General features: G+C 40.4%; 13 protein-coding genes and 1 tRNA gene. 4 read left to right on the plus strand and 10 right to left on the minus strand.

Annotation, left to right across the window (positions count from 1 at the left end; genetic code table 11):
- The first annotated feature begins 47 nt into the window (after positions 1-47).
- Positions 48-2,507 (plus strand): endopeptidase La, encoded by a 2,460-nt coding sequence (gene lon, locus IEY67_RS18480; RefSeq protein ID WP_370450077.1) that lies wholly within the window; start codon positions 48-50, stop codon positions 2,505-2,507.
- Positions 2,508-2,576: 69 nt separating this feature from the next.
- Here lon and IEY67_RS18485 read toward each other — a convergent pair whose 3' ends face one another.
- From IEY67_RS18485 to nusB, 5 genes are all read right to left on the minus strand, one after another.
- On the minus strand, positions 2,577-3,026 hold the full coding sequence (locus tag IEY67_RS18485; protein WP_122374012.1) for a DUF5606 family protein: 450 nt from the start codon (positions 3,024-3,026) through the stop codon (positions 2,577-2,579).
- A 66-nt stretch (positions 3,027-3,092) separates the two neighbouring features.
- On the minus strand, positions 3,093-3,665 hold the full coding sequence (coaE, locus tag IEY67_RS18490) for a dephospho-CoA kinase (protein ID WP_122374013.1): 573 nt from the start codon (positions 3,663-3,665) through the stop codon (positions 3,093-3,095).
- Positions 3,662-4,672, minus strand: a complete 1,011-nt coding sequence (locus IEY67_RS18495; protein WP_122374014.1) for a YbbR-like domain-containing protein — start codon at positions 4,670-4,672, stop codon at positions 3,662-3,664. The genes coaE and IEY67_RS18495 overlap by 4 nt, the downstream gene beginning before the upstream one ends.
- 12 nt (positions 4,673-4,684) lie before the next feature.
- Positions 4,685-4,996 (minus strand): preprotein translocase subunit YajC, encoded by a 312-nt coding sequence (yajC, locus tag IEY67_RS18500; protein ID WP_007658999.1) that lies wholly within the window; start codon positions 4,994-4,996, stop codon positions 4,685-4,687.
- A gap of 63 nt (positions 4,997-5,059) precedes the next feature.
- Positions 5,060-5,986 (minus strand): transcription antitermination factor NusB, encoded by a 927-nt coding sequence (gene nusB, locus IEY67_RS18505; RefSeq protein WP_122352889.1) that lies wholly within the window; start codon positions 5,984-5,986, stop codon positions 5,060-5,062.
- A gap of 224 nt (positions 5,987-6,210) precedes the next feature.
- Between nusB and IEY67_RS18510 the strand changes: the two genes are divergently transcribed.
- Positions 6,211-6,573: a DUF3276 family protein gene (locus tag IEY67_RS18510; RefSeq protein ID WP_122352890.1), complete on the plus strand. Its 363-nt coding sequence runs from the start codon at positions 6,211-6,213 to the stop codon at positions 6,571-6,573.
- Between the two features lie 101 nt (positions 6,574-6,674).
- Here the strand turns inward: IEY67_RS18510 and fdxA are convergent, their stop codons facing one another.
- Positions 6,675-6,845 (minus strand): 4Fe-4S ferredoxin, encoded by a 171-nt coding sequence (gene fdxA, locus IEY67_RS18515; RefSeq protein WP_007658993.1) that lies wholly within the window; start codon positions 6,843-6,845, stop codon positions 6,675-6,677.
- 112 nt (positions 6,846-6,957) lie between these two features.
- On the opposite strand from fdxA, the gene porT reads away from it, so the two are divergent.
- Positions 6,958-7,659 (plus strand): type IX secretion/gliding motility protein PorT/SprT, encoded by a 702-nt coding sequence (gene porT, locus IEY67_RS18520; RefSeq protein WP_122352891.1) that lies wholly within the window; start codon positions 6,958-6,960, stop codon positions 7,657-7,659.
- On the opposite strand, the gene IEY67_RS18525 is transcribed toward porT, so the two are convergent.
- The 3 genes from IEY67_RS18525 to rsfS form a co-directional block, all read right to left on the minus strand.
- The gene (locus IEY67_RS18525) at positions 7,646-8,479 is read right to left on the minus strand and encodes a phosphatidate cytidylyltransferase (RefSeq protein WP_122374015.1); all 834 of its coding nucleotides are present in this window, start codon (positions 8,477-8,479) and stop codon (positions 7,646-7,648) included. The genes porT and IEY67_RS18525 overlap by 14 nt on opposite strands.
- Positions 8,480-8,632: 153 nt before the next feature.
- On the minus strand, positions 8,633-10,696 hold the full coding sequence (gene ftsH, locus IEY67_RS18530; protein ID WP_122374016.1) for an ATP-dependent zinc metalloprotease FtsH: 2,064 nt from the start codon (positions 10,694-10,696) through the stop codon (positions 8,633-8,635).
- A gap of 28 nt (positions 10,697-10,724) precedes the next feature.
- Positions 10,725-11,084, minus strand: coding sequence for a ribosome silencing factor (rsfS, locus tag IEY67_RS18535; protein ID WP_122352894.1), 360 nt, complete (start codon positions 11,082-11,084; stop codon positions 10,725-10,727).
- 224 nt (positions 11,085-11,308) lie between these two features.
- Between rsfS and IEY67_RS18540 the strand changes: the two genes are divergently transcribed.
- Positions 11,309-11,379 (plus strand) — tRNA-Gln (locus IEY67_RS18540).
- 50 nt (positions 11,380-11,429) lie between these two features.
- Here IEY67_RS18540 and IEY67_RS18545 read toward each other — a convergent pair.
- Entirely contained in the window at positions 11,430-12,536 is a 1,107-nt protein-coding gene (locus tag IEY67_RS18545) for a PepSY-associated TM helix domain-containing protein (protein ID WP_183670876.1), read from the minus strand.
- Positions 12,537-12,546 lie beyond the last annotated feature (10 nt).

Raw genomic sequence — 12,546 nt, forward strand, 5'->3', positions numbered from 1 at the left:
GGCACGTTTATTGTATCAATCAGTACAATTGATAGGGAAGTAATATGATGAAAGAAAGAATGAAGAGGTTTACCGAAGAGTCGTATGACGATTTGGATGATAATATTGGGATTGTAATGCCTATCCTTACAGAATGCGATGTGGATGAGGATTTTACAGAAGGAATAGAAAAGGTAGGGAACATAGTTCCTATTCTTCCGTTAAGGAATATGGTTCTTTTTCCGGGAGTAGCCATGCCGGTTATTGTTGGCAGGCCTAAATCTATGCGTCTGATAAAAGAAGCCGTCCACAATAAATCTTTGATCGGAGTTGTCTGCCAAAAGGAAATGAACACAGAAGATCCGGATTTTGATGATTTGTATACGACTGGTGTGATCGCTGATATTGTTCGCGTGCTGGAAATGCCGGATGGTACGACTACCGTTATTTTGCAAGGAAAGAAACGCTTCTCGCTGGAAGCTCTGGAAGATACGGAACCCTATCTGAAAGGAAAAATATCCTTATTGGAGGATAAGATGCCGGATAAGACCGACCGGGAGTTCGAAGCTCTTATTTCGACGATCAAGGATTTGACGATTAAGATGTTGGGCGCAATGAGCGATCCACCCCGCGATTTGATCTTTTCGATAAAAAATAATAAGAATATCCTTTATCTGGTCAATTTCTCTTGTAGCAATATTCCCAGTGGAGCTTCCGAAAAACAGGAACTATTGTTGATCGGTGATCTGAAAGATCGTGCTTATCGCCTGTTGTTTATCCTGAATCGTGAATATCAGTTGGTGGAATTAAAAGCTTCTATCCAGATGAAGACACATGAGGATATCAATCAGCAGCAGCGGGAGTATTTCCTGCAGCAGCAGATCAAAACTATCCAGGAAGAATTGGGTGGTAATATAAATGAACTGGAGATAAAAGAACTACGGGAGAAAGCTGCCAAGAAGAAATGGCCGATTTCTGTTGCTGAAATATTTGAGAAAGAGATTCGTAAGCTAGAACGTTTGCATCCGCAATCACCTGATTTCTCCATACAGACGCAATATGTGCAGACCATTATCAATTTACCGTGGAATGAATACAGTAAGGATAACTTCAATCTGACACATGCTCAGAAAGTTCTCGACCGTGATCATTATGGACTGGAAAAGGTAAAAGAACGTATTATAGAACATTTGGCCGTACTGAAGCTGAAAGGTGATATGAAGTCGCCGATCATCTGTTTATACGGACCTCCGGGAGTTGGTAAGACTTCTTTGGGTAAATCGATAGCAGAGGCTTTGCATCGTAAATATGTACGTGTCTCGTTAGGAGGTTTACACGATGAGGCTGAGATACGTGGTCATCGCCGTACTTATATAGGAGCCATGAGCGGACGTATTATCCAGAATATCCAGAAAGCAGGTAGTTCAAATCCTGTGTTTATCCTGGATGAAATAGATAAGGTGACGAACGATTTCAAAGGGGACCCGGCTTCTGCATTGCTGGAAGTTCTGGATCCGGAGCAGAATTCTGCTTTCCACGATAATTATCTGGATATAGATTATGATTTGAGTAAAGTGATGTTTATCGCTACGGCTAACAATCTGAATACGATTTCGCAGCCTTTATTGGATCGTATGGAATTGATTGAAGTGAGCGGATACATCCTGGAAGAAAAAGTAGAAATAGCAGCCCGTCATCTGGTGCCGAAGCAGTTGGAAGCCCATGGACTGAGTAAGGGCAAGGTGAAGTTCCCTAAGAAGACGTTACAAGTTATTATAGAATCGTATACTCGTGAGAGCGGCGTACGTGAATTGGATAAGAAGATCGCCAAAGTAATGCGCAAGCTGGCTCGTAAAGTAGCTTCCGACGAAGCGATCCCGGCACAGATCAAGCCGGAAGACCTTCATGATTATCTGGGTCCGGTAGAATACAGCCGTGATAAATACCAGGGTAATGAGTATGCCGGAGTTGTTACCGGTTTGGCGTGGACTGCCGTAGGGGGAGAGATCCTTTTTGTAGAGTCCAGCTTGAGTCGTGGAAAAGGCTCGAAGTTAACTTTGACAGGAAATTTGGGTGATGTGATGAAAGAATCTGCCATGTTGGCACTTGAGTATATTCACGCACATGCATCTGTGTTCAATATAAATGAGGATTTATTTGAGAACTGGAATGTGCATATTCATGTCCCGGAAGGTGCGATACCTAAAGATGGCCCCAGTGCCGGTGTGACCATGGTTACTTCGCTCGTATCTGCATTTACCCAGCGTAAGGTAAGGAAGAATCTGGCTATGACGGGTGAAATAACGTTGCGTGGAAAAGTTCTTCCGGTCGGAGGTATCAAGGAAAAGATCCTGGCTGCCAAACGGGCAGGCATCAAAGAATTGATCCTTTGCAAGGAAAACCAAAAGGATATTGAAGAAATCAAGGCTGATTATGTAAAGGGATTGACATTCCATTATGTGGAAGATATTCATCAGGTGATCGATATCGCTCTGTTGAAAGAAAAGGTGGATAATCCGTTATTCTGATTTGATCTGCTATAACAAAAAAGCCGCTGCATTAATTAATGCAGCGGCTTTTTTGTTACTGATCGATTCTTATTCAGTTTTTTCTTCAGCGTTAGTTTCTGTCTCGGCTGTTGTTTCTTCTGTAGCCGGTTCTTCTTCCGGGGTAAAATCGGTGATATCTGCTCCGATCAGGATGTTATACCATGTCAGCAATTTCTTGATATCGCTGGGATATACCCTTTCACGGTCGAAATCAGGTAAAACTTCGGCGAAATAAGTACGCAATTCATTTGTGTTTGAAGGTACTGTTATTTTAGCCCCGTTTTCTTTATTTTTTACGCTGGTAAGAACTTCGTGCAAAGGAACTTCCGTCTCGTTCGTGTAAATAGCTATATCACCTAGCGAGATCACTTTATCTTTTGCATAAGCGGGTACTCTTTTTTTATCTGTCAGCGATTCGACAATCAGCATGTTCTTTCCGTGGGAAACCAATCTAAATAATCCCGGTTTTCCCGAAATAGACAAAATAGTCTTCAACATAATACTTCGTTTTCTAATAGTGTTAAACTTTAAAGCTGCAAATGTAGCATAACTATGCGATTAATTCTATAAAGACGCCAGAAATTTTTCAATCTGGGGGAGTAATGCCTGCTTATCATCATTGTAAATGACATAATCAGACTGGTCCCTTTTTGTTTCGTCCGGAAACTGATTTTCGATGCGGCGTACGATTTCTTCCTTGAGAACATTATCCCGTGAGACAGCCCGTTCAATACGGAGCTCCAGGGGAGCATACACCATCAGGCTTCTGTCTACCGCTTTGTTGAAACCTGATTCGAAGAGAATTGCCGATTCAATAGCGCATACATTAGCAGTCTGGGCCTTTGTCCACTCAGAGAAATGCCGGTTGACTTCAGGGTGGATGATTGCGTTTACCTGTTGAAGGTATTCAGGAGTGTTAAATATGTATGACGCCAACAATTTTTTATTCAGTCCGTTTTCTGTATAAATGCTGTTCCCGAACAATGCTATAAGTTTTTTTCTGATTACCGGAGAAGTCTCAGTCAATATTTTACTTTCCGTATCAGCTACGTAAACCGGTACTCCATATAGATTCAATAAAGTAGCGATTACCGATTTACCGCTTCCTATACCTCCCGTTATGCCAATTTTGATCATTGAAGATTATTTTGTTCCAGGATGAATTCTATTTTGTCCGGAACGAGCGCCACAGAATTTACCCAATCCGGCTTTTTTGTCAGTTGGATAGGTAAGGAGCCTGATACGTTTTGTTCCAGGTCTTTAAAAGAAAATCTGATCTCAAAGGCGTCTTCCGATAAGTCCTTGAAACGAGATAACGGAATACTGCATGTCACCTTTGCAACAGAAGGGAAAGTGCGTAACGTATAATGAGGTGGCAAATCCGTACAAAGTACCGGAATTTCCAGTGTTTTTTCTGTAAACTCCTCAATAGGGATCGTTATAGTAACACTGGTCGGATCATAAGTCGCTTCGCTGACCTTCTGCAGTTGTATGGTCTTTGTGATTGTTTTATTACCTTTTTTTATTTCCGTAAATACCGTTTTCGCCTGGTTCAGAGTATCCAGGACTACATCACTTGCATATACGCTGATATTCATCGGTGAGATTGTTATATTACCGGATACGTGAAAACCTGGGTTTGTCTGGATCGTCCCATTGAATACAACAGGAATCTCTTTTTTGATACGTTTGCTGTATGCTGCTTCAATGTGCTGAGGTTCAAAAGTAACCAAAGAGGTGGTTGCCAGCAATTGTTTTTGAATATCGTTTTCGATCGCTTTTTTAGAAATGGATATGGAACCGCTTTTTTCTGCTTGATTTTTCATATTCGTCTCGATTGGAGCAAATGATCTCCCGAAGGAATAGTTCAACAGAACACTTCCTTTATCCTTTACTTTGGCAATAACCACTTGGGGAGGTGTTTCCGTAAAGGAGATATCAGGGGGGATATTCTTATATCTGACCGGTATGTTTATTTCTATCTCATATTCCTGCTGGAGGCTCTGTAATAACCAGAAACCTAATGACAGTAGTACAAAAAAGAAAAAGATCAATGCTTCCTTCCATCTCTGACGACGCAGAAAAGCATTAATCTTCATCCGGGCAGACTTGAATGATTGATTTATATTATCAAGCTGCGGCATATTTGTTGTTCCTTATTTTTGCTGTGCGTCTTCTGATGAAGCAAAGATAGAAGTTTTATCAACACGGATACGTACGCCGTCTGAAATTTCTATCAGCATATAAGTATCACCAATTTCTTTAATCTTACCGTAAATACCTCCGGCAGTGATTACTTTGTCACCGGTTTTCAACGCTTCACGCGATTTCTGGATCTCTTTCTGCTTTTTCTGTTGCGGACGGATCATGAAGAAATAGAAGATGGCAACGATAACTACCATCATTAAGATGCCTGACCATTGTGACTGGCCTCCGGCAGCCTGAAGTAAAATACTAACTAAGCTCATAATTAATTATATTCATTTATAAATTTGTACCAAGTTGACTAACTACAAATGTAAGGATAATAATTAGTCTTTAAGCAATACCTTTTCTTTTTTTAACTCGGATACAATAGAATCTAATATTCCATTAATAAACACTCCGCTTTTAGGAGTACTGTAGTATTTTGCTGTGTCGATATATTCGTTCAATGTGACATTGATAGGAATTGTCGGGAATGTCATGATTTCAGCCAAGGCTACCTGCATAATAATGAGGTCCATATTGGCAATGCGTTCAGCTTCCCAGTTTTTCATATGTTTATTGATACGTTCGCGATATTCGGAACCTTTCAGCAATGACTGGCGGAATAGTTTGATTGCAAAAGACTGGTCTTCCATGTCTTTGAACATCGGTAACAATTTTTGTTTGCTACCGCTTTTTTCCTCAAATTGCTTGATTGTTTTTAATGTAAATGTTTCAACGATTCCGATATCGTCATTCCAGTAGATACTTTTATCCTCCAGAAATTCTTCAATCTGTTCATTACCACAGATTAACTTTTTGAATACGGCACGCCAAAACTCTTTGTCTGTCTCGTACGAATCATTCTCATTATCCAGATATTCGTTATACAAATCCGAAGCCAGGATTATGTCCAGTACATTTTTTACAAACTCTTCATCGTTAACCCATGACAACCCTTGTTCTGCTACATATTTCTGAAGAGCTTCGTTTTCTGCGACCTGGGCTGCGAAACGGTTATCTACCAGACGGGTATTGGGATTCAACTCTGCGTGAGTCGGCATGTACTTGCATTTTTTAGCGTCAAGCGTACGTCTTTGTAAATTGGTGACTTCGATAATTAGAAGGAGGAAGTAGTGATATAAGTCATACGACTTCCGTAAGCTGAAAAGCAATTCATTTTCCGCTACTTTGAGGTCATTGTTTCCGTTTTGATAGAATGAGTAAACTATCTGTAAAACTTTAATGCGGATTAAAATTCTGTTGATCATCGTTTGAAGGAACTACTTTATTATAAATTAGGTTGCAAAGGTAGTCATTCTTTTGATAAAAGAGTCCTGGTTTATTTAATTTTACATGAGTTAGGTGTTATTTTACACTTTCAAACGTAAAATCAGATATTTTGATGAGTTAAAATAGTTGTTGTTTAAAAAAAAATGCACATATTTGAAGCAAGTTATGAATATTGGGTGGGTATTTAACAAATGTTGGCTATATGGATGAGTCGGTGAAGAAAACACAGGTTGAAGGTGGCGATAAAGAGATTCTGTACTCTAAAGCCATAAAAGCAGGTAAGCGGATCTATTATCTGGATGTGAAGAAGAACTTGAAAGACGATTTGTTTCTGGCGGTTACCGAAAGTAAAAAGGTACAGCCTAAAAACGGAACACAGGTCTCTTTTGAGAAGCATAAGATTTTCCTTTATAAGGAGGATTTTGAGAAGTTTATGGAGGGAATGAATGATGTAATCAATTACATCAAACAGCGAAACTCCGAAGATCAAAAAGCACAGGCCCCGGATGCTGAAACAAAAACAGACGATGATTCAGATGAGATAAAACTGGACATCGATTTCTAAGAAGGGGGAAAAATAATAACGAGCTGCTTTTCTTTAAAGAATAGGCAGCTCGTTATCTTTTATAGGTATCCTGTTGTAAAGGTTGCCTATTTTACTGCGGTTTATGCAACCGGATGAATTGCTTCAGTAGGACAAGCGTCAGCACAAGTACCACAATCAGTACACATTTCAGGATCGATATGATAGATATCACCTTCTGAAATAGCTCCTACCGGACACTCGTCGATGCAAGTACCGCAAGCAATACAATCTTCACTAATTAAATAAGCCATTTTCTTAAACGTTTAAAATTGATAACTATTAGTTGGTGCAAAAATAGAGTTTTATTTGTATTTCTGCAATAAGTTCTGATCTTTTTCGTTATTATTCAAAATTGATTGAGAGTTGAGACGTCTATTACTTTTAATATTAGTGTGTAGCCTTGCCATCCCTGGTGTGATGGCGCAAAAAGAAAAGGTTAAAAATCAGCCGTATGCCGATTTGAAGTGGCTCCATTTGGGATTCCATGTCGGATTGCATGCGCAGGATTTGTTGTTGACCAATACCGGTGTTACAACCGATGGTGAGATATGGTTTGCTGAAATTCCTAGTTATTCGCCAGGATTCAGTGTCGGTGTTATAGGTGATATGTATCTGAATCCCTATTTTAATTTGCGTTTTGTTCCCACCGTGCATTTCGGGGATAAAAAGTTTCTGTTCCGTGAACAGGAAACCGGTGAGGAGTTCTCTACTTCTGTCCGTTCTACTATCCTGAGTTTTCCTCTGAATGTGAAGTTTTCTGCCCTTCGGTTGAATAATTATCGTCCTTATTTAATAGGAGGAATATATGGTGCGATGGATCTTGGACGTAAAAAGGGGATGCCTGTCTTGTTGAAAGGAGCTGATTTCGGTTTGGAATTTGGTATCGGATGTGATATTTACCTGCCGTTTTTTAAGCTCTGTCCCGAATTGAAGTTTAGTTTCGGACTAGTCGACCTTTTGCAAAAAGATCGTAGCGACCTTACTGATAAAGATCTTATCAAGTATCCGAATGCGTTATCGAAAGCAACTTCACGTATGGTTTCGCTGACGTTTAATTTCGAATAAACACTTCTATATAAATGTAAGCGGCAGGAGCAGCCAGCATCAGACTATCGAACCGATCGAGCATTCCTCCATGACCGGGAAGAACGTTGCCGGAATCTTTAACACCCAGCGTGCGTTTCAGTAATGACTCGATCAGGTCTCCCCAGGTCCCAAACAGGACAACGGTAGCTGATAATCCCAGCCAGTTATACCAGCTTACTTCCGGGGCATACCATGCCAGAACTTGTGACGCTCCTAAAGCGACAGCTAGTCCTCCGAAAAATCCTTCCCATGATTTTTTAGGAGATATGCGTTCAAACAATCTTCTTTTTCCGATCATGGAACCGACCAGATATGCTCCGGTATCATTCAGCCAGATGAAAATGAAGATCGCCATAATGAACAAAGGCGAATAAACGATTTGTCCGGGAGTATCCGGTATGGTAGCTATAAAGTTCAGCATCGAGAATGTACCGGCACAATATACCTGTGCAAAAATGGTAAATGCCCAGTTATTGATCGGATTCGGTGCTTTATAATATAATTCGGCAACCAGTATATATATAAGGAATAGGATATAGGGCAGGAAAATGATACCATCTGTCAGTTGATTGGTGTAAGCGAAAGTGGCAGCAAATAGATAAGCTCCTCCCAGTGATGAGATTGTTCGCTTGATAGAGGCTTCTTCATAATGTTTCACCAAGCCGTAGAATTCCCATAAAGTCAATCCGGTAATTATACCGAATACGATGAGAAAAGAGATTGGATGGTAGCAAATTGCTCCAACTAGTACCGCAACGAAGATTATACCGGTAAGCGCCCGTTTTATCAGATTTTTCAATACTGTATCGTTTTGTTCGTTTGTTGATTTATTTTTCGTGCAAAGATAAAGAATAAATCTAAATATAAACAGGATAGAGTGTGGCAAAACAAATAAACCGGACACAGATAACGCAGTCTGCGTGCTCTGCGTTATCTGTGTCCGGTTTATTTGTCAGGCAATATTGTCAGTCTCACTGACACTGGCCGTAACAACCTGGACTTTATTGTCGGTTGCCTGGCTGTCTGTATCTTCCGTTTTTTTGTCGTCAGCAGCAGCCTGTTTTTCATTGTTTGCCTTTTCCTGCAATTCCAGAATTTCCTGTGAGCGTGAGATCCAGGCCCGTTTGCCAAAGATATGTTCCACATCTTCTGTATAGATCACTTCCCGTTCAAGCAATACCTGTGCCAGTTGGTTGTGCCCTTCTGCATTTTCTGACAGGATTTTCTTTGCACGTTCATATTGTTCGTTGATGATCTTTTGTACTTCCTGGTCGATCATGCGGGATGTCTCTTCACTGTATGGTTTAGTGAATCCCCAGTCCTGACCGGTTGAATCGTAATAATTCAGGTTCGGAAGTTTATCACTCATACCAAAGTAAACAACCATAGCGTAGGCCTGCTTGGTGACACGTTCCAGGTCATTGGATGCTCCAGTCGAAATTTTGCCTAGGAACAATTCTTCTGCAGCCCGTCCACCCAGTGTTGCACACATTTCATCGAGTAGCTGTTCACGGGTAGTGATCTGGCGTTCTTCCGGTAAGTACCAGGCTGCTCCCAACGCTTTACCTCTAGGAACAATAGTTACTTTTACCAAAGGGTTGGCATGTTCAAGTAACCAACTTAGAGTTGCGTGGCCGGCTTCATGATTAGCAATACTATTGCGTTCGTCTGCTGTGGTTATCCGAGTCCGTTTTTCCAAACCTCCGACAATACGGTCTACTGCATTCATGAAATCTTCTTTCTGGACAAATTTCTTTCCGCTACGGGCAGCTATCAATGCTGCTTCATTGCAAACATTCGCGATATCGGCTCCGGAGAAACCCGGAGTCTGGCGTGCCAGAAATTCTGCATCGACACTCTCATCTATTTTAATCGGGCGTAAATGTACTCCGAATATTTCTTTACGTTCATTCAGATCCGGTAATTCCACATGGATCTGGCGGTCGAAACGTCCTGCACGAAGTAAAGCCTTATCCAGGATATCGGCACGGTTAGTTGCTGCTAAAATGATCACACCGCTATTGGAACCGAAACCGTCCATTTCTGTCAGTAACTGATTCAGCGTGTTTTCACGTTCGTCATTACTATTCATATTCACGTTCTTACCACGGGCACGGCCAACGGCGTCGATCTCGTCAATGAATACGATACAAGGTGACTTTTCTTTTGCCTGACGGAACAGGTCACGAACACGTGATGCACCTACACCGACAAACATTTCCACGAAGTCGGAACCAGACAATGAGAAAAACGGTACATCTGCTTCACCAGCTACTGCTTTTGCCAGTAATGTTTTACCGGTTCCCGGAGGACCAACCAACAGGGCACCTTTAGGAATTTTACCTCCCAGTTCCGTATACTTTTCAGGATTTTTGAGGAAAGATACTATTTCTTCTACTTCCTGCTTGGCTTCAGATAATCCTGCTACATCTTTAAATGTAACTTTCCTGTCGTTATCTTTATCGAATAGTTGTGCTTTGGCCTTGCCGACACTGAATACTCCGCCGGGGCCACCGCCTGCACCTCCAGACATTCTTCTCATCAGGAAAATCCATACGACAATAATCAGAATAATAGGTCCGAAAGATACCAGAAAGTTCCATATTGCATCATCTCCTTCTTCAAACCGTACTTGTGTATCGATATGATTATCTGTCACCGCTTTGTCGTAAAAATCGGAAAATTTGTCTGCCGACGGTATTTTTACATATACTTTAGGGTTTGTTCCCAAAGCCGTACTGTCACTCTTAAATACCAATCCTTTCTGTCCGCTTTTAACACTAGCTTCAACAAGGTTTTTTTTGTTGTAGACAACCATCTTGTCAAACACATTTTCCTGAGCCAGTTTCTGGAATTCAGTCCATCCCAGTTCTTTTGACGCCGAGGAATCGTTTGTCAGATATAATGCAATAAGCATCATAAATATTAGCCCATACATCCAATACAGGTTAAACCGGAACATTTTAGGCTTATTGTTCTTCGGCGCTTTATTAAACATGTCGTTTTTATTTTCCATACTTTGAATTCGATAATATTAATCCGGTTTAATCGAGATCCGGGATCTGTGTGACCTTTGAGTCCGACCACAAAGTTTCCAGATTATAGAACTCGCGTTGTTCCGGTAAAAATATGTGTACAAGAACCGTGCCATAATCCATACCTATCCACTGGGCACTTTGATTGCCGTCGACAGACAATGGCTTTTCACCGGCTTTTCTTCGTGCAGAATCCCAAACGGAATCAGACAGGGCTGAAACCTGGGTTGGTGTGTTTCCTTCGCAGATCACCATATATTGGCATACAGCTCCGGATAGTTGGGTTAAATCTACGGTTACAATATTTTTGCCTTTTTTCTCTTGTAGGCCTTCAATAATTGTTTTTACTAATTCTTTTGTTTGATCCATTTATTTTTTATTGAATAATTTTCGAAGATGCAAATATACTCCTTAATTTATAAACTGCATGCTTTCTCTATTTAATATATGTATAAACCCAGTAAATTCAAAACAGGAGAAAAAGAAAATTGTTTATTTTGATGAAATTTTTTCGCGAAATATTTGCAAGAATAAAAAATGTCCGTATCTTTGCAGCCGTAATCGAGAAACATACTACTCGAAGCTACAAAAACTGTTCTATGGTGTAATGGTAACACGTCAGATTCTGGTCCTGAAATTCCAGGTTCGAGCCCTGGTAGAACAACTGCTAAAAAATGATCCCTTGTAAGTCAAGAACTTGCAAGGGATTTTCTTTTACGGGGGGGCGGAATAGGGGGTGTTTTGCCTCCTTTTTAGTTTAGACCACCATGCATAAAAACCTGTGAAATATAAAAATGGAACAACAAGGCCAATAAAGATCCACAGAATACGTGAATAATGTCCCCAGAAAGTACCGAAATGAATGAAATACATAGACCGGGTCAGTTTTTCTGGAGTTGGCTTTTCTTTCCACAAATTTAATTTGACAACTTTTCCTGTAATAGGGTGTATATATATGTGGTTACTTCCTGTTCTTTCAAAGTCACCTCTATGATACATTCTGACAGAAAAAACAGATTTGTTGTCTTTCGGAAAAAAGATCATCATAGGACGACCTTCTGTAAATTCTTTACATGCTATATCCATAATGGCATCTAAAGAAATCCATTGACCGGAGTACTCTTCAACTTTGGGAGCTGGTTGTAAGGCTTTACCTGATGATACAGATTCAAATACAGTGTGGAATTCTTTTTTGAACCCAAAATAGCAACCGGTGAAAGCGATTAAAAATAGAAACAAGGCTGTGAAAAGTCCTATAACTATATGTAACCTGTAACATCTGACGCCTGGTTTTTCCCCTTGCCGGAAGTTGAATATTTTTTTACTTGGATATAAAAATAGACCGGAAACAATAAGAAATATCAGTAAGAAATCAAACACTGCAACCCATACAACGCCGTTCTTTTTTAATAAAAGCTTGACATGTAAATCATACAACCATTGGAATATCTTGTGACGATATCGGTCAATCCCGAGGACTTCCCCCGTATACTGATTGACATAAACTTGAATTCGACCTTTCTCATCCGGGGATGTGGCCCGAAAACTGTATGCGCAATCCTTTCCTCCGTAAAGGACCATGTTGCTTATAGTTAGTTGAGGATATTTTTTTCTAACGTTATCCAGTAAATATTGCAATGGAACTATTCTGTCCGACGGCTCGACAAATGCCAATTTTTTCACTGACAGTTTTTCTAACTCAGGTTTATAGACAATGGCTGAACCGGAAACACATATTAGGGTTATCACTAACCCTAATATGAGTCCTATATATAAATGTGTATTTACCAATATCTTTTTGAAGATATAATTGTGCATCATAACACAGTCA

Source organism: Parabacteroides faecis, from assembly GCF_014647375.1.
GTDB lineage: Bacteria > Bacteroidota > Bacteroidia > Bacteroidales > Tannerellaceae > Parabacteroides > Parabacteroides faecis.

Bases quoted from the DNA above. Each gene is read 5' to 3' on its own strand.
- IEY67_RS18485 (WP_122374012.1), bottom strand. From the start codon at position 3,026: ATGTTGAAGACTATTTTGTCTATTTCGGGAAAACCGGGATTATTTAGA.
- nusB (WP_122352889.1), bottom strand. From the start codon at position 5,986: ATGATCAACAGAATTTTAATCCGCATTAAAGTTTTACAGATAGTTTAC.
- ftsH (WP_122374016.1), bottom strand. From the start codon at position 10,696: ATGGAAAATAAAAACGACATGTTTAATAAAGCGCCGAAGAACAATAAG.
- IEY67_RS18495 (WP_122374014.1), bottom strand. From the start codon at position 4,672: ATGCCGCAGCTTGATAATATAAATCAATCATTCAAGTCTGCCCGGATG.
- IEY67_RS18510 (WP_122352890.1), top strand. From the start codon at position 6,211: ATGGATGAGTCGGTGAAGAAAACACAGGTTGAAGGTGGCGATAAAGAG.
- rsfS (WP_122352894.1), bottom strand. From the start codon at position 11,084: ATGGATCAAACAAAAGAATTAGTAAAAACAATTATTGAAGGCCTACAA.
- lon (WP_370450077.1), top strand. From the start codon at position 48: ATGAAAGAAAGAATGAAGAGGTTTACCGAAGAGTCGTATGACGATTTG.
- coaE (WP_122374013.1), bottom strand. From the start codon at position 3,665: ATGATCAAAATTGGCATAACGGGAGGTATAGGAAGCGGTAAATCGGTA.
- IEY67_RS18545 (WP_183670876.1), bottom strand. From the start codon at position 12,536: ATGATGCACAATTATATCTTCAAAAAGATATTGGTAAATACACATTTA.
- yajC (WP_007658999.1), bottom strand. From the start codon at position 4,996: ATGAGCTTAGTTAGTATTTTACTTCAGGCTGCCGGAGGCCAGTCACAA.
- fdxA (WP_007658993.1), bottom strand. From the start codon at position 6,845: ATGGCTTATTTAATTAGTGAAGATTGTATTGCTTGCGGTACTTGCATC.